General features: G+C 62.4%; 15 protein-coding genes. 7 read left to right on the top strand and 8 right to left on the bottom strand.

Features of this window, described 5'->3' with window-relative positions; all coding sequences use genetic code 11:
* Window positions 1-3 precede the first annotated feature (3 nt).
* From CWE01_RS08905 to CWE01_RS08890, 4 genes are read right to left on the bottom strand one after another with little or no spacing between them, the layout of a single operon-like run.
* Window positions 4-1,023: a LacI family DNA-binding transcriptional regulator gene (locus CWE01_RS08905; RefSeq protein ID WP_100940167.1), complete on the bottom strand. Its 1,020-nt coding sequence runs from the start codon at window positions 1,021-1,023 to the stop codon at window positions 4-6.
* 3 nt (window positions 1,024-1,026) lie between these two features.
* Window positions 1,027-2,004, bottom strand: coding sequence for an ABC transporter permease (locus CWE01_RS08900; protein ID WP_100940166.1), 978 nt, complete (start codon window positions 2,002-2,004; stop codon window positions 1,027-1,029).
* Window positions 2,001-3,554, bottom strand: coding sequence for a sugar ABC transporter ATP-binding protein (locus CWE01_RS08895; RefSeq protein WP_100940165.1), 1,554 nt, complete (start codon window positions 3,552-3,554; stop codon window positions 2,001-2,003). The genes CWE01_RS08900 and CWE01_RS08895 overlap by 4 nt, the downstream gene beginning before the upstream one ends.
* Before the next feature lie 55 nt (window positions 3,555-3,609).
* Window positions 3,610-4,569 (bottom strand): sugar ABC transporter substrate-binding protein, encoded by a 960-nt coding sequence (locus CWE01_RS08890; RefSeq protein ID WP_100940164.1) that lies wholly within the window; start codon window positions 4,567-4,569, stop codon window positions 3,610-3,612.
* A gap of 358 nt (window positions 4,570-4,927) precedes the next feature.
* Between CWE01_RS08890 and CWE01_RS08885 the strand changes: the two genes are divergently transcribed.
* Both CWE01_RS08885 and CWE01_RS08880 read left to right on the top strand, forming a co-directional pair.
* Entirely contained in the window at window positions 4,928-5,206 is a 279-nt protein-coding gene (locus tag CWE01_RS08885; RefSeq protein ID WP_100940163.1) for a DUF1654 domain-containing protein, read from the top strand.
* A 4-nt stretch (window positions 5,207-5,210) separates the two neighbouring features.
* Entirely contained in the window at window positions 5,211-5,900 is a 690-nt protein-coding gene (locus CWE01_RS08880; protein WP_100940162.1) for an endonuclease, read from the top strand.
* A 3-nt stretch (window positions 5,901-5,903) separates the two neighbouring features.
* On the opposite strand, the gene CWE01_RS08875 is transcribed toward CWE01_RS08880, so the two are convergent.
* Window positions 5,904-6,287, bottom strand: a complete 384-nt coding sequence (locus tag CWE01_RS08875) for an SPOR domain-containing protein (protein ID WP_256579331.1) — start codon at window positions 6,285-6,287, stop codon at window positions 5,904-5,906.
* 250 nt (window positions 6,288-6,537) lie between these two features.
* Here CWE01_RS08875 and csrA point away from each other — a divergent pair, with 250 nt between their 5' ends.
* Window positions 6,538-6,729, top strand: a complete 192-nt coding sequence (csrA, locus tag CWE01_RS08870; protein WP_100940160.1) for a carbon storage regulator CsrA — start codon at window positions 6,538-6,540, stop codon at window positions 6,727-6,729.
* Between the two features lie 90 nt (window positions 6,730-6,819).
* Here the strand turns inward: csrA and bkdR are convergent, their stop codons facing one another.
* Complete coding sequence (gene bkdR / locus CWE01_RS08865; RefSeq protein ID WP_100940159.1) at window positions 6,820-7,308, bottom strand: Bkd operon transcriptional regulator BkdR; 489 nt, start codon at window positions 7,306-7,308, stop codon at window positions 6,820-6,822.
* A gap of 195 nt (window positions 7,309-7,503) precedes the next feature.
* On the opposite strand from bkdR, the gene CWE01_RS08860 reads away from it, so the two are divergent.
* Genes CWE01_RS08860 through lpdA form a run of 4 tightly spaced genes read left to right on the top strand, consistent with a single transcriptional unit; the run spans window position 7,504 to window position 12,470 of the window.
* On the top strand, window positions 7,504-8,739 hold the full coding sequence (locus tag CWE01_RS08860) for a 3-methyl-2-oxobutanoate dehydrogenase (2-methylpropanoyl-transferring) subunit alpha (protein ID WP_100940158.1): 1,236 nt from the start codon (window positions 7,504-7,506) through the stop codon (window positions 8,737-8,739).
* A gap of 3 nt (window positions 8,740-8,742) precedes the next feature.
* Window positions 8,743-9,798: an alpha-ketoacid dehydrogenase subunit beta gene (locus tag CWE01_RS08855; protein WP_100940157.1), complete on the top strand. Its 1,056-nt coding sequence runs from the start codon at window positions 8,743-8,745 to the stop codon at window positions 9,796-9,798.
* Window positions 9,799-11,079: a dihydrolipoamide acetyltransferase family protein gene (locus CWE01_RS08850; RefSeq protein WP_100940156.1), complete on the top strand. Its 1,281-nt coding sequence runs from the start codon at window positions 9,799-9,801 to the stop codon at window positions 11,077-11,079.
* Between the two features lie 2 nt (window positions 11,080-11,081).
* Entirely contained in the window at window positions 11,082-12,470 is a 1,389-nt protein-coding gene (gene lpdA / locus CWE01_RS08845; protein ID WP_100940155.1) for a dihydrolipoyl dehydrogenase, read from the top strand.
* Window positions 12,471-12,621: 151 nt separating this feature from the next.
* Here the strand turns inward: lpdA and CWE01_RS08840 are convergent, their stop codons facing one another.
* A complete protein-coding gene (locus CWE01_RS08840; protein ID WP_100940154.1) occupies window positions 12,622-13,407 on the bottom strand; it encodes a class II aldolase/adducin family protein in 786 nt (261 codons plus the stop codon).
* 74 nt (window positions 13,408-13,481) lie between these two features.
* Window positions 13,482-14,525 carry an ABC transporter substrate-binding protein gene (locus tag CWE01_RS08835; RefSeq protein ID WP_100940153.1) on the bottom strand — a complete coding sequence of 348 codons (1,044 nt, stop codon included), beginning with the start codon at window positions 14,523-14,525 and terminating at the stop codon, window positions 13,482-13,484.
* Window positions 14,526-14,665: the final 140 nt, after the last annotated feature.

The following is a 14,665-nucleotide window of genomic DNA, read 5'->3' as shown; positions in this document are numbered from 1 at the left end:
GATTCAGCGGTATTGCGCAAACACACCCGGCACCGCGGCCGTCGATTCGCGCAGGACAATACTTGGCTTAACAATCCGCCGGTCAACCGCCAGCAGCGGCGTGGCGATTCGGTTCAAGAGCATTTCGGCCGCCGTCTCTCCCAACTGGAGAATCGACTGGCCGACCGTGGTCAGCGCCGGGTAGACATAACGGCTCATCTGGATATCGTCAAAGCCGATCACCGACAGCTCGCTGGGCACGCGGATATTGCGTTCCGCCGCCGCGCGCAGCACGCCGATGCCGAGCAAGTCGTTGCCGGCGAAGATCGCACTGGGCCGGTCTTTTTCCAGGAGCAAGGCCGCCGCCTGATAACCGCCGGTGCTGGTGAAATCGCTTTCCACCACCCAGCGCTCGGGCACCTGCACGGACGCCTGTTCCAGTGCCCGCCGATAACCGGCCAGACGCATCTGCGCCACGCTGGTGTCGGCCGGACCGCCGATAAAGGCAATCGCCCGATGCCCCAGATCCAGCAGGTGCCGGGTCGCCAGGTAGGCGCCCTCTTCGTGGTCGATACGCACCAGGTCGGCTTCGACCCCGGCAATGCCCCGGTCGACAATCACCATGGGCGTACGCACCGCCGCCAAACCGCCGGCAAAGCTGTCATCGCCGCCGGTGGACGTGACGATCAAACCGTCGACCCGTTTCTCCAGCAGCACCCTCAGGTAGCTGCGTTGCTTGTCCGGGTCGTCATCGGAGTTGCAGAGGATCACGCAGTAGTTGTTGCGCTCGCAGTAATCCTCGATGCCCCGCGCCAATTCGGCGAAGTACGGGTTGAGACTGTTGGGCACCAGCAGGCCGATGGTCGCGGTGGTCTTGGCTTTCAACGAACGCGCCACGGCGCTGGGCACATAGTCGAGCTGGGCAATCGCCGCTTCGACCTTGAGCCGCACCTGTTCGCTGACCGGGCGCGTCTTGTTCAGCACATGGGATACCGTGGTGTACGAAATCCCGGCCAACGCGGCCACATCCTTGATGGTTGCCATGCCTCAGACCCGCCGACGGGCGCGTTGACTGCGGTAGGTATCCAGTACCACCGCGATCACGATTACCGCGCCAGTGATGATGCGTTTGGTCGGCTCGGTGGCGCCGATCTGTGCCAGACCCGCCGCCAGCACCGAGATGATCAGTACGCCGAAGAAGGTGCTGATCACCGAACCACGGCCGCCCATCAGGCTGGTACCACCGATCACCACGGCGGCGATCACTTGCAGCTCCAGGCCGGAACCGGCATTCGGGTCCGCCGCTTCCAGGCGCGAGATCTGGAACAGCGCGGCGACACCGGCGAGCAGGCCCATCAGGCTGAACACCAGGATCTTGTAAGGCTTGGGATTGATCCCCGCCAGGCGCACGGCTTCCTCGTTGGTGCCGATGCCGATCAGGTAACGACCGAACACGGTCCGCGTCAGCACCAACTGGGCCACGACGATCACCAGCAAGGCGATGATGAACGAAGGCGAGATGCCAAAGGCCACCGGGTTCGACAGCCAGGCGAACGAGTCGCCGATATAGGCAGTGCGCGAGCCGGTCATCTGGTAGGCCAGGCCCCGGGCCATTTCCAGCACACCGAGGGACACGATAAACGACGGAATGCGCCAGGCCACGGTGATCGAACCGGTCACGGTGCCGGCCAACGCCGCGCACCCCATGCCCAGGACGGAAGCCGGCAACACGCCCCAGCCCCAGCCGAGGATCGCCACGCTGACCGCCGAAGCCGCCAGGGCCAGCACCGAGCCCACCGACAGGTCGATGCCGCCGATGATCAGAACGAAAGTCATGCCCACCGCCAGCACCATCAGGTCGGGAATCTGGTTGGCCAGGGTGCTGAAGGTGTCATAGGAGAGGAAATGACTGCTCAGGCTGGAAAACAGGATGATCATGGCGAGCAACGCGCCCGCCAGGCCCAGGTAGGTGCCCAGGCCATAGAAGTGACGCGAGGTCTTGCCGGCAGAAGGTGCAGTTTTCATAGGGTATTCCTGGGCGCCGCTTCGTTGAGCAACGCATCACGTTTTTGGTAGCCGGCGAACGCGGCGGCAAGCAACTCATCCTGGGTCCAGCGGTCACGCTCGAAGGTCTCGATCAGGCGTCCGGCCGAGAGCACGCCGATGCGATCGCAGATCAGCATCAGCTCGCGCAGGTCGCTGGACACCACCACCAGCGCCTTGCCCTGGCGGGTCAGTTCGCCCAACAAGGCGTAGATATCGAACTTGGCGCCGACGTCGATCCCGCGGGTCGGCTCATCGAACAACAGCACCGCGCAGTCGCGCTCCAGCCAGCGGCCGATCACCACTTTCTGCTGGTTGCCGCCGGACAGCTCGGACACCAATTGGTCCGGGCTGGAACTGCGAATGCGCATGGCGTCGATCTGACGCCGTGCCAGCGCCGTCTCGTCACGGCCGTTGACCACGCCGCCACTGGAAATCGCCGGCATATTGCCCAGGGCGATATTGGCGCTGATGGATTGCGTCAGCAGCAACCCCTCGCCCTTGCGGTCTTCGGTGATCAGGGCAATGCCATGGCGCACCGCATCGACCGGCGAACGAATGTCCGCGACCTGCGCCGAGGCACCAAGACCCACCGTGCCGCTGTCGGCGATATCCGCGCCGTAGATCAGCCGCAGCAGCTCGGTACGACCGGCGCCGATCAGCCCGGAAATCCCGAAGATCTCACCGGCGCGCACCTCGAAGGAAACGTCGAGCACCTTGTCCGCTCGGCTCAGGCCCTTGATGGTCAGGGCCGGCGCGCCAATCTTGCGCACGCCCATGTCCATATGTTCACCCAGCTCGCGGCCGACCATCAGGTTGACCAGTTGCTCGCTGTTGTAGTTGGCCATCGGCTCGACGCAGACCAGGTTGCCGTCGCGCAAGACCGCAATGCGCTGGGCGACCCGGGCCAGTTCTTCGAGCCGGTGGGAGATATAGATGATCGCCACGCCACGGGCTTGCAGGCGGGTGATCTGGTCAAAGAGCATTTCGACTTCGCGGGCCGTGAGCATCGCGGTCGGCTCGTCGAGAATCAGCACATGGCAATCGCCGATCAGGTTGCGGGCGATTTCCACCATCTGCTGGTGACCGATGCCCAGCTCGCCGACCAGGGTGTCCGGGTCGATGGCATCGAGGCCGACCTGGGCCATGGCTTCGATGGCGGCGCTGCGCAACTGCTTGCGACTGATCCAGCCACCGTGGCTGGGCAGGTTGTCGAGAAACAGGTTTTCCGCCACGGACAACGTCGGCAGCAGATTGAGTTCCTGCATGACCATGCGAATACCCAGCTCTTCAGCCTGGGTCCGGCTGCCTGGCGTATAGGCGCGACCGTTGAACAGCATCTGCCCGGTGGTCGGTGTGACCAGCCCGCCGATGATCTTCGACAGCGTGCTTTTGCCGGCACCGTTTTCACCGGTCAGCGCCAACACTTCGCCGCGCAGCAACGTCAGGTCGATGTTGCTGAGGACAGGTTGCGCGTAGGTCTTGCCGATACCGCTGACCGACAGGACAGCGTTCGGAGCGGAAGATGACATAGGGAGTCTCCATGCGCCCGCTCAGGACGAGCGGGCACGTTGAACGGCGAGTGGTTTACTTCTTGAGTACCAGCTCGACCGGGGTTTCGATCACGCCGTCCTTGCTGTCGACTTTTTCACCCTTGATGATTTTCAGTGCGGTTTCGATGCCGAACACCGCCTGGCGGGCCGCGAACTGGTCGGCGGTGGCGAGTACACGACCGTCCTGGAGCATCGGCTTGATGGCGTTGATATTGTCATAGCCCACCACCTGCACCTTGCCGGCCTTGCCCGCCGAACGGACGGCGGAGACCGCGCCCAGGGCCATGCTGTCGTTGCCGGCCAGCAGCGCCTTGAGGTTCGGGTATTCGTTGAGCATCGCCGAGGCGACCGCGTTGCCCTTGTCGATTTCCCAATCGCCGGACTGCACGGAGACGATCTTCATGTCCGCGGCTTTCATCGCATCGGTGAAACCGGCGGTGCGCATCTGGGCGTTGGTGGTGGTGGACACCCCTTCGATGATGCCGACCTCGTCACCGGTTTTCAGCTGCTTGGCCAGGTACTCGCCGACCAGGCGCGCGCCCTTGCGGTTGTCAGGCCCTACGAACGGCACTTCGATGCCTTTGCTTTTCAGCACGCCAGCGTCGAGCTGGTTGTCGATGTTGATGACGACGATCCCGGCATCCTTGGCTTTCTTGATCACCGAGACCATGGCCTTGGAGTCGGCCGGGGCGATCACGATGGCGTTGACCTTGGAGACGATCATCTGGTTGACGATGTCGATCTGCGCGGTGGTGTCGGTTTCGTTCTTGATGCCGTTGGAGATCAGGTCGAAATCGGCGGTGTGGGCTTTCTGGTAATCCTTGGCGCCGTCTTCCATGGTGCGGAAGAACTCGTTGGCGAGGGATTTCATCACCAGGCCGACTTTGGGCTTGGCGGCGGCGTCGGCAGCAAAGGCCTGGGACAGCGGCAGGGTGGCAGAGGCGGCAGCAAGTACGGCGACAGCAAGAAGGCGTCCAGCGAATGGCAACTTCATGGGTGTACTCCGGATCTTATGATTGTTGTGAGCAACGCCAGGAGCGTGACGGGAAATGCGTGTGCACAGCCCTGGAAACGGTTCGCGCAAACGTTTGCGTAATCCAACTATGGGAATATTGCGAGGATTTGTCAACGGTCTGTCACAGCATAGCCGCTCGTCCTACAAACAAGGCCTCCTTGACGAGGTCGGGCGAGGATTTCCCTGGCGTCGGCCCCCCGCTACCGCCGTCATACTGCGCATCCCACTGTAAAACCTAATAATTTCTTGATTGGCGTGCACCAAATCGCAAAAAGCGCTGTCAGAAGCACCTCATCATTCCCTGACAGTTGCGAAATGGCTTACAGTTAAATACTGTATGCACGTACAGCTAATTAAGGATTGTTCCGTGGCCAACTCAACTTCCGCCTCTGCAACCCCCAGCACCTACGAACGCATGGGCCTGCGCGTCCAGAAAATCATCAATTCGCCGAACGCCCAAAAAGCCAAGGCCGCCCTGCTCTTTCGGTTGCCGGACGAACCGGTGGACGAGTGGGAGCAACTGCTCGAGGAAATTGCCGAGAACGACAACGTCACGCTGGCCTACCGCGACGACGGTGGCGTGCAGATTTTCTGGGTTGTGCCGAAGGAAGACTGAACCAATGATTGTCCGCTTTATCGCTTTGCTGTGTTTTTTCTGTGTTTTACCGGCCCAGGCCGATGCACCCCGCACCTTCGCCGAAGCCAAGAAAGTCGCCTGGAAGCTCTACGCCCGGCAGTCCACGGAGTTTTATTGTGGCTGCAAGTACAACGGCAACCGGGTCGACCTCGCGGCCTGCGGCTATGTACCGCGCAAGAATGCCAAGCGGGCTGAACGCATCGAGTGGGAGCACATTGTCCCGGCCTGGCAGATCGGTCATCAGCGCCAGTGCTGGCAACAGGGCGGACGCAAGAACTGCAGCCAGAACGATGCGACCTACAAGAAAGCCGAGGCCGATTTGCACAACCTGGTGCCGAGCATCGGCGAGGTCAACGGCGACCGCAGCAACTTCAGCTTCGGCTGGTTGCCGGTGCAGAAGGGCCAATACGGGTCCTGCCTGACCCAGGTCGACTTCAAGGCCAAGAAGGTCATGCCACGCCCATCGATTCGCGGGATGATCGCGCGGACCTATTTCTACATGAGCAAACAGTACGGCCTGCGCCTGTCGAGACAGGATCGGCAGTTGTACGAAGCGTGGAACAAGACCTACCCGGTCCAGGCCTGGGAACGCCAGCGCAACCAGAGCGTGGCCTGCGTCATGGGCCACGGCAACGGGTTTGTCGGGCCGGTGAACCTCAAGGCCTGCGGCTGAGGCTCAATAGCCCGGCGCCGGCGCAGCGGTATTTTGCGCTGAGCTGTCGGCGGGCGCCTTGTGCTCCACCACCTCGGAATCCATGTTCTGCTTGTCGGCCAGTTGCGCCTTCTTCTGCTCGGCAATTTCCTTGCTCGCGAACGGCCCGGCAATGACCTTGCCATCATCGAGGATCTTGAACGGATAACCGTGTTCGATCAGCCAGGCCGTCCAGTCGGTGAGGGCCTTGGTCTTGTCATCCTTGATCAGCAGATCCCAGCCGCCGACCACTGGCGCCGCCGCCACGGCCGGCGCCGAAGCCACTTTCGCCGGCTCGACCTTGTTTCCCGAGCCATCGCCACAACCGCCCAGCACCACGAGTGCCACCATCACTGCTATTCTGCGCACAAAGCGTCTCCCGTAATGATCAGTTAATGTGATTTTATCACCTTGCAGCCTGTCTTAACCTCGTTCCACTGGCTGTGGCGGTCTTATCAGGCTGAATTACCGACGATTTTCCGACTCTGGGGAATTAAATAGAATGAAATGACGTCTGTAATGAGCCACCCGTTCGAATGCACTTAGCGGTATTCTGTGTGTAAGACCTAAGCCAGGAATGCCTGAGAAAGGCACCTTAGTAACATTCAAGGAGAAAGACATGCTGATACTCACCCGCAAAGTCGGTGAAAGCATCAACATCGGTGACAACATCACGATCACGATTCTGGGCGTTAGCGGCCAGCAAGTCCGGGTCGGCATCAACGCTCCCAAAGACGTTGCCGTGCACCGTGAAGAGATTTACCAGCGTATCCAGGCCGGCCTGTCTGCCGGAGACAAAGAGCCAAAGTAACAAGCCTGCTCCCTCGTCAGCCCTGCCATTGGCCGCGGCTGACGAAAGCTCCCCCCTCTCCTCGCTACTGGCTCAACCTCTCCCGTTTTCTCAACTGCCCAGGGTCAGACCGCCCGCCGGCAACGGCAGCGCCGTCTTGTAGCGCACCTGCTTGAGGGCAAAACTGGAGCGGATGTTCGCCACCCCCGGCACCTTGGTCAGAAAATCCATCATGAAGCGCTCCAGCGCCTGGATCGTCGGCACCAGCACGCGGATCAGATAGTCCGGGTCCCCAGCCATCAGGTAGCACTCCATCACTTCCGGTCGATCGGCAATCGCCGCCTCGAAATGCTGCAACGCCTCTTCCACCTGTTTTTCCAGGCTGACATGGATAAACACGTTGACGTGCAGCCCGAGCAATTCCGGATCGAGCAAGGTCACCTGCTCGCGAATCAGCCCCAGTTCCTCCATGGCCTTGACCCGGTTGAAGCACGGCGTCGGCGACAGGTTGACCGAACGGGCGAGGTCGGCGTTGGTGATGCGGGCATTCTCCTGAAGACTGTTGAGAATCCCGATATCGGTGCGATCCAGTTTGCGCATGAGATAAAAACACCTGTTTTTTATGGTTATGCAGATTTTTTATCTGCAAATCGTCTTAAGCGCAATGAAACAGAGAGAAATATTCTCCTTCGTCCGGCCTATGATTGTTGTAGGACAAGATTTCCCTTACCCAGGGGATGACTGCCAGCTCGCGCGCCCACTACAAGAAATTCACAAGATAGAGCGTAGAAAGCCATGACCTCAGCGTACGCACCGCTGCGCCTGCACGTTCCTGAACCCTCAGGCCGTCCGGGTTGCAAGACCGACTTCAGTTACCTGCGCCTGACCGATGCCGGCCAGGTCCGCAAACCCCCTATCGACGTCGAACCCGCCGACACCGCCGACCTGGCCAAGGGCCTGATCCGCGTGCTCGACGACCAGGGCCAGGCCCTTGGTCCCTGGGCCGAAGGCGTGCCGGTGGCGATCCTGCGCCAGGGCATGCGCGCCATGCTCAAGACCCGGATCTTCGACACGCGCATGGTGGTTGCCCAGCGCCAGAAAAAAATGTCGTTCTACATGCAGAGCCTCGGCGAGGAAGCCATCGGCAGCGCCCAGGCCCTGGCCCTGAACCTCGACGACATGTGCTTCCCCACCTACCGCCAGCAGAGCATCCTGATGGCCCGGGACGTACCGCTGGTGGACATGATCTGCCAGTTGCTGTCCAACGAGCGCGATCCGCTCAAGGGCCGGCAACTGCCGATCATGTACTCGGTGCGTGACCACGGCTTCTTCACCATTTCCGGCAACCTGGCCACGCAGTTCGTCCAGGCCGTCGGCTGGGGCATGGCCTCGGCGATCAAGGGCGATACCAAGATCGCTTCCGCCTGGATCGGCGACGGCGCCACCGCCGAGTCGGACTTCCACACCGCCCTGACCTTCGCCCACGTCTACCGCGCCCCGGTGATCCTCAACGTGGTCAACAACCAGTGGGCGATCTCCACCTTCCAGGCCATCGCTGGCGGTGAAGCCACCACCTTCGCCGGGCGTGGCGTGGGCTGCGGCATCGCTTCGCTGCGGGTCGACGGCAACGACTTCATCGCCGTCTACGCCGCCTCCGTCTGGGCCGCCGAACGGGCCCGGCGCAACCTCGGGCCGACCCTGATCGAGTGGGTCACCTACCGTGCCGGCCCGCACTCCACCTCCGACGATCCGTCCAAGTACCGTCCCGCCGATGACTGGAGCCACTTCCCCCTGGGCGACCCGATCCTGCGCCTCAAGCAGCATCTGATCGCCATCGGCCAATGGTCCGAGGAAGAGCACGCCGCGGTCAGCGCCGAACTGGAAGCCGAGATCATCGCCGCGCAGAAGGAAGCCGAACGCTTCGGCACCCTGGCCGGCGGGCAGATGCCCAGCGCCGCGACCATCTTCGAGGACGTCTACAAGGACATGCCCGAGCACTTGCGTCGGCAGCGTCAGGAATTGGGGTTATAAGCCATGAACGATCACAGCAAACTGCAAACGGAGAACGCCGTGGCCACCAGCACCATGACCATGATCCAGGCCCTGCGCTCGGCCATGGATGTGATGCTCGAGCGCGACGACAACGTGGTGGTGTTCGGCCAGGACGTGGGCTACTTCGGCGGTGTGTTCCGCTGCACCGAAGGCCTGCAGGGCAAATACGGCACCTCGCGGGTGTTTGACGCCCCGATCTCGGAAAGTGGCATCGTCGGCGTCGCCGTCGGCATGGGCGCCTATGGCCTGCGCCCGGTGGCGGAAATCCAGTTCGCCGACTACTTCTACCCGGCCTCCGACCAGATCGTCTCGGAAGCGGCGCGGATACGCTACCGCTCCGCCGGCGAGTTCACCGTGCCGATGACCCTGCGCATGCCCTGCGGCGGCGGCATCTACGGCGGCCAGACCCACAGCCAGAGCCCGGAAGCGATGTTCACCCAGGTCTGCGGCCTGCGCACGGTGATGCCGTCCAACCCCTACGACGCCAAGGGCCTGCTGATCGCCGCCATCGAGAACGATGACCCGGTGATCTTCCTCGAGCCCAAGCGCCTGTACAACGGCCCGTTCGACGGCCACCACGAACGTCCGGTGACGCCGTGGTCCAAGCACCCGGCCAGTGCCGTGCCCGAGGGCTACTACACCGTGCCGCTGGACTGCGCGGCGATTGTCCGCCCGGGCAGCGAAGTGACCATTCTCACCTACGGCACCACCGTCTATGTGGCCCAGGCCGCCGCCGAGGAAACCGGGGTCGACGCCGAAGTCATCGACCTGCGCAGCCTCTGGCCGCTGGACCTGGAAACCATCGTCAATTCCGTGAAGAAAACCCGTCGTTGTGTCGTCGTCCACGAAGCCACCCGCACCTGCGGCTTCGGTGCCGAGCTGATCGCCCTGGTCCAGGAGCATTGCTTCCATTACCTGGAAGCGCCGATCGAGCGCGTCACCGGCTGGGACACGCCTTACCCCCACGCACAGGAATGGGCTTATTTCCCCGGCCCGGTGCGGGTCGGTGCGGCCTTGAAACGGGTCATGGAGGTCTGAATGGGTACTCATATCATCAAGATGCCGGACATTGGCGAAGGCATCGCAGAAGTCGAACTGTCCCAGTGGCACGTGCAGGTCGGTGACCTGGTGGTCGAAGACCAGGTGCTGGCGGACGTCATGACCGACAAGGCCATGGTCGATATCCCCTCGCCGGTGCACGGCAAGGTGATTGCCCTGGGCGGTGTGCCCGGTGAAGTCATGGCGGTCGGCAGTGTGCTGATCAGCATTGAAGTGGAAGGCGCCGGCAATCTGCGCGAAGGCACTGAAGCGCCGGCGCCGAAAGCGGCGCCTGCCGCCGTCGTGGAAAAGCCGGTTGCCGAAGCTGAAGCACCGAGCAAGCCCGTCGCCAAACCGGCGCCGGCCATTGCCGCAGCGCCTCGCCCTGCCCCGGTGGCCCGTGCCGCCGATGAACGTCCGCTGGCCTCCCCCGCCGTGCGCAAGCGCGCCTGGGATGCCGGGATCGAATTGCGTTTCGTCCACGGCAGCGGCCCGGCCGGGCGCATCCTGCACGACGACCTCGACGCTTACCTGGCTCAATCCGAGCAACCGGCCCCGGCCGTTGCCAGCTATGCCAAGCGCACCGACGAACAGCAGATCCCGGTGATCGGCCTGCGCCGCAAGATCGCCCAGCGCATGCAGGACGCCAAGCGTCGCGCCGCTCACTTCAGCTATGTCGAGGAAGTCGATGTCACCGCCCTCGAAGAGCTGCGGGTGCACCTGAATCACAAGTACGGCGACAGCCGCGGCAAGCTGACCCTGCTGCCCTTCCTGGTGCGGGCGATGGTCGTGGCCCTGCGGGACTTCCCGCAGATCAACGTGCGTTATGACGACGAAGCCCAGGTCATCACCCGCCATGGCGCGGTGCATGTCGGGGTTGCCGCGCAGACTGACGGTGGCCTGATGGTGCCGGTGGTGCGCCATGCCGAGAGCCTCAACCTCTGGGGCACCTCGGATGAGATCAACCGCCTGGCCCAGGCCGCCCGTAGCGGCAAGGCCAGTCGTGATGAAATGTCCGGTTCGACCATCACCCTGACCAGCCTCGGGGCGTTGGGCGGGATTGTCAGCACACCGGTGCTGAACCTGCCGGAAGTGGCCATTGTCGGGGTCAACCGCATTGTCGAGCGGCCCGTGGTCATCAAGGGCCAGATCGTCATCCGCAAGATGATGAACCTGTCCAGCTCCTTCGATCATCGGGTGGTCGACGGCATGGACGCGGCCCAATTCATCCAGGCCATTCGCGGCTTGCTCGAACAACCCGCCAGCCTGTTTGTGGAGTGATCATGCAACAGACCCAAAACACCACCCTGTTGATCATCGGCGGCGGCCCTGGCGGTTATGTCGCGGCGATTCGTGCCGGCCAACTGGGCATTCCCACCGTACTGGTGGAAGGCCACGCGCTGGGCGGCACCTGCCTGAACGTCGGCTGCATTCCGTCCAAGGCGCTGATCCATGTGGCCGAGCAGTTTCATACCACCCAAAGCTACAGCGGTGGTACCTCGCCCCTGGGGATCAAGGTGTCGGCACCGACCCTGGAGATCGGCAAGAGCGTCGAGTGGAAGGACGGGATTGTCGACCGTCTGACCAGCGGCGTCGCAGCGTTGCTGAAGAAGAATGGCGTCAAGGTGATCCATGGCTGGGCCAAGGTGATCGACGGCAAGCATGTCGAAGTCGATGGCCTGCGTATCCAGTGCGAGCACCTGCTGCTGGCCAGCGGTTCGCAGACGGTGAACCTGCCGATGTTGCCGATTGGCGGGGCGATTATTTCGTCCACCGAAGCCTTGGCTCCGACTTCGATTCCCAAGCGCCTGACCGTGGTCGGCGCCGGGTATATCGGCCTGGAACTGGGGATTGCCTACCGCAAGCTGGGGGCCGAGGTGACGGTAGTGGAAGCTCGCGACCGTATCTTGCCGACCTATGACCGTGAACTGACCCAGCCAGTGGCTGAGTCGATCAAGGCCCTGGGTATTACCGTGCATCTGGGACACAGCGTCGAAGGCTTCGATGCCGCGTCAAACACCCTGTCGGTGCGCGATCCCCAGGGTGAAACCCTGCAACTGGTGACCGATCAGGTGCTGGTGGCCGTGGGCCGCAAACCGCGTACCCAGGGCTGGAACCTGGAGGCATTGGCGCTGGAGATGAACGGCGCGGCGATCAAGATCGACAACCGTTGCCAGACCAGCATGCGCAATGTCTGGGCCATCGGCGACCTGACCGGCGAACCGATGCTCGCACACCGGGCCATGGCCCAGGGCGAGATGGTTGCCGAGGTAATTGCCGGCCAGCATCGCGAGTTCAATCCGACCGCGATTGCGGCGGTGTGCTTTACCGATCCGGAGTTGGTGGTGGTCGGTAAAACGCCGGATGAGGCCAAGGCCGCCGGGCTGGATTGCCTGGTGTCGAGCTTCCCGTTTGCGGCCAATGGACGGGCCATGACCCTGGAATCGAAAAGCGGTTTCGTACGGGTGGTGGCGCGGCGTGACAATCATCTGATTGTCGGCTGGCAGGCGGTGGGTGCCGGAGTTTCGGAACTGGCGGCGGCGTTCGGGCAGTCCCTGGAAATGGGGGCTCGTCTGGAAGATATCGCCGGGACCATCCATGCCCACCCGACCTTGGGTGAAGCGGTGCAGGAAGCGGCGTTGCGGGCGTTAGGGCATGCGTTGCACCTCTAAACACCGCTGATCCATGGGCTGAACACGGACACTGTGGGAGCGGAGCTTGCCCGCGAATCTCGAGAACACGCGGAGTATCAGATACACCGCGTTATCGTTCTTCGCGGGCAAGCTCCGCTCCCACAAAAACGAGTCCAACATTCCCTAAGTGTTAATCCCGATACCCCGGCGCCACCCGATCCAGCAACCGCAACATCGCCGCCCACGCCAACCCCATGGCATCCGGATCGGTCAACTGCCCCTCCTCCACCGGCCGGCCCGGATCGTTGAACTGTCGCTCGGTATGGGCGCACACCGCGTCCGACGGCAACACCAACTCCCCACACGCCTGGGCCGCAATCTGGATCTCGCAGGCCTTCTCCAGGTAATACATGCGGAAAAACGCCTGGGCCACGCTCTCGCCCACCGTCAGCAAACCATGGTTGCGCAACAGCATCACCGACTTGTCACCCAGGTCCTGCACCAGCCGCGCCTGCTCATCCATGTCCAGCGCCACGCCCTCATAGTCGTGATAAGCCGTGCGCCCGAAAAACTCCATGGAAATCTGGTTCACCGGCAACAACCCGCACTTGAGCGCCGCCACCGCGCAACCCGCGCGGGTATGGGTGTGCAGCACGCACTGCGCATCTCCCCGGGCACCATGAATCGCACTGTGAATCACAAACCCGGCCGGGTTCACCGGATACGGCGAGTCCTCCACCGCCCTTCCGTCCAGGCCAATTTTCACCAGGCTCGACGCAGTGATTTCCTCGAACATCAGCCCATAGGGGTTGATCAGGAAATGATGGTCAGGCCCGGGCAAACGCAGGGAGATATGGGTGAAGATCAGGTCGGTCATGCGAAAGTGCGCGATCAACCGGTAACAGGCCGCCAGTTGCTCACGCAATTGACGCTCGATGGCCACCGGTGCGGCAGCCGTGTGCAGAAGGTCGTTCAAGCGGGTAACTCCCTCAGGCAGGATGGATCGAATCAGGCAGCCGGTGCGCTCGACGGCGCCCGGCTGCCCCTACTCTACTTGCTTGCCCAGGCATTGAAACGTTCTTCAAGCTCCTCGCCGTGATCGTTCCAGAACGCCACGTTCATCGACAACGCGCCCTTGAGGTTCTGCGGCGCCGTCGGCACCCACTTCGCCAGGCTCGGATCCAGCCGCGCGGCCGCCTCGGTATTGGTCGGACCATAGGGAATCTGCCGCACGTAATTGACCTGGGCATCGGCCTGGTTGGCAAAGGCAATAAAACGCTTGGCCTGGTCGACGTGTTTCGAGCCCTTGATGATCGCCCAGTAATCCATGCCATACAGGCTCTGCGGCCAGACCAGGGCCAGATGGCTGCCCTGCTGCGCGGCGGCGGCCACACGGCCGCTGTAGGTCGAGGTCATGACCACATCACCCGCCATCAGCCACTGCGCTGGCTGGGCGCCCGCCTCCCACCACTGGATATAAGGCTTGAGCTGGTCGAGCTTGGCAAAGGCCCGGTCGACCCCTTTCGGTGTGCTCAACACCGTATACACATCCTCGGCCTTCACCCCATCCGCCATCAGCGCGAACTCCAGGTTGTACACCGCCCGCTTGCGCAGGCCGCGCTTGCCGGGGAAGGTTTTCACATCCCAGAAGTCGGCCCAGGAAGTCGGCGGCCGCGCCACCTTGTCGGTGTCGTAGGCAATGGCGACACTCCACACCAATGCCGCCGAACCGCATTCCTGGGCCGCGTCGGGGATCAACTGGTCGGCATGGCCGATCTGCTTCCAGTCGAGGCGTTCATACATCCCCTCGTCACACCCGCGCATCAAGTCCGGTCCTTCGATCTGCACCACATCCCAGTCCACGCTGCCGGTGTCGACCATGACCTTGATCTTGGCCATTTCACCGTTGTATTCGCTCTGGATCAGTTTGCTGCCGTCCTTGGCGCTGAAAGGCTGGAAGAACGCCGTGTCCTGGGCTTTCTGCCCGGCGCCGCCATAGCCGACCACCACCATGTCCTGGCCGGCCTGGACACCGCCCATGGCCAGCGTCAGGAGCAAGGGATAAAAACCGTACTTGCGGGTGTTCGATTTCATCGATGAGTCCTCGTGCGGTATCGCCCGGGCCCGAAGCGCCTGGCGATCCATTTTTTTGTTGTATGAGGTACGCCCGGCCATCAGGCGTGATTTGAAGCTAACCCAAGGCAAAGTAAAAAAACAAGTTGATTTTTTACTAC

The sequence above is a fragment of the Pseudomonas sp. QS1027 genome (assembly GCF_002814235.1).
Lineage (GTDB): Bacteria > Pseudomonadota > Gammaproteobacteria > Pseudomonadales > Pseudomonadaceae > Aquipseudomonas.
This window is presented reverse-complemented; position numbering and strand designations above follow the sequence as displayed.

Coding starts and splice junctions, on each gene's coding strand:
- CWE01_RS08905 (WP_100940167.1), bottom strand. CDS start 1,023: ATGGCAACCATCAAGGATGTGGCCGCGTTGGCCGGGATTTCGTACACC.
- CWE01_RS08900 (WP_100940166.1), bottom strand. CDS start 2,004: ATGAAAACTGCACCTTCTGCCGGCAAGACCTCGCGTCACTTCTATGGC.
- CWE01_RS08895 (WP_100940165.1), bottom strand. CDS start 3,554: ATGTCATCTTCCGCTCCGAACGCTGTCCTGTCGGTCAGCGGTATCGGC.
- CWE01_RS08890 (WP_100940164.1), bottom strand. CDS start 4,569: ATGAAGTTGCCATTCGCTGGACGCCTTCTTGCTGTCGCCGTACTTGCT.
- CWE01_RS08885 (WP_100940163.1), top strand. CDS start 4,928: ATGCACGTACAGCTAATTAAGGATTGTTCCGTGGCCAACTCAACTTCC.
- CWE01_RS08880 (WP_100940162.1), top strand. CDS start 5,211: ATGATTGTCCGCTTTATCGCTTTGCTGTGTTTTTTCTGTGTTTTACCG.
- csrA (WP_100940160.1), top strand. CDS start 6,538: ATGCTGATACTCACCCGCAAAGTCGGTGAAAGCATCAACATCGGTGAC.
- bkdR (WP_100940159.1), bottom strand. CDS start 7,308: ATGCGCAAACTGGATCGCACCGATATCGGGATTCTCAACAGTCTTCAG.
- CWE01_RS08860 (WP_100940158.1), top strand. CDS start 7,504: ATGACCTCAGCGTACGCACCGCTGCGCCTGCACGTTCCTGAACCCTCA.
- CWE01_RS08855 (WP_100940157.1), top strand. CDS start 8,743: ATGAACGATCACAGCAAACTGCAAACGGAGAACGCCGTGGCCACCAGC.
- CWE01_RS08850 (WP_100940156.1), top strand. CDS start 9,799: ATGGGTACTCATATCATCAAGATGCCGGACATTGGCGAAGGCATCGCA.
- lpdA (WP_100940155.1), top strand. CDS start 11,082: ATGCAACAGACCCAAAACACCACCCTGTTGATCATCGGCGGCGGCCCT.
- CWE01_RS08835 (WP_100940153.1), bottom strand. CDS start 14,525: ATGAAATCGAACACCCGCAAGTACGGTTTTTATCCCTTGCTCCTGACG.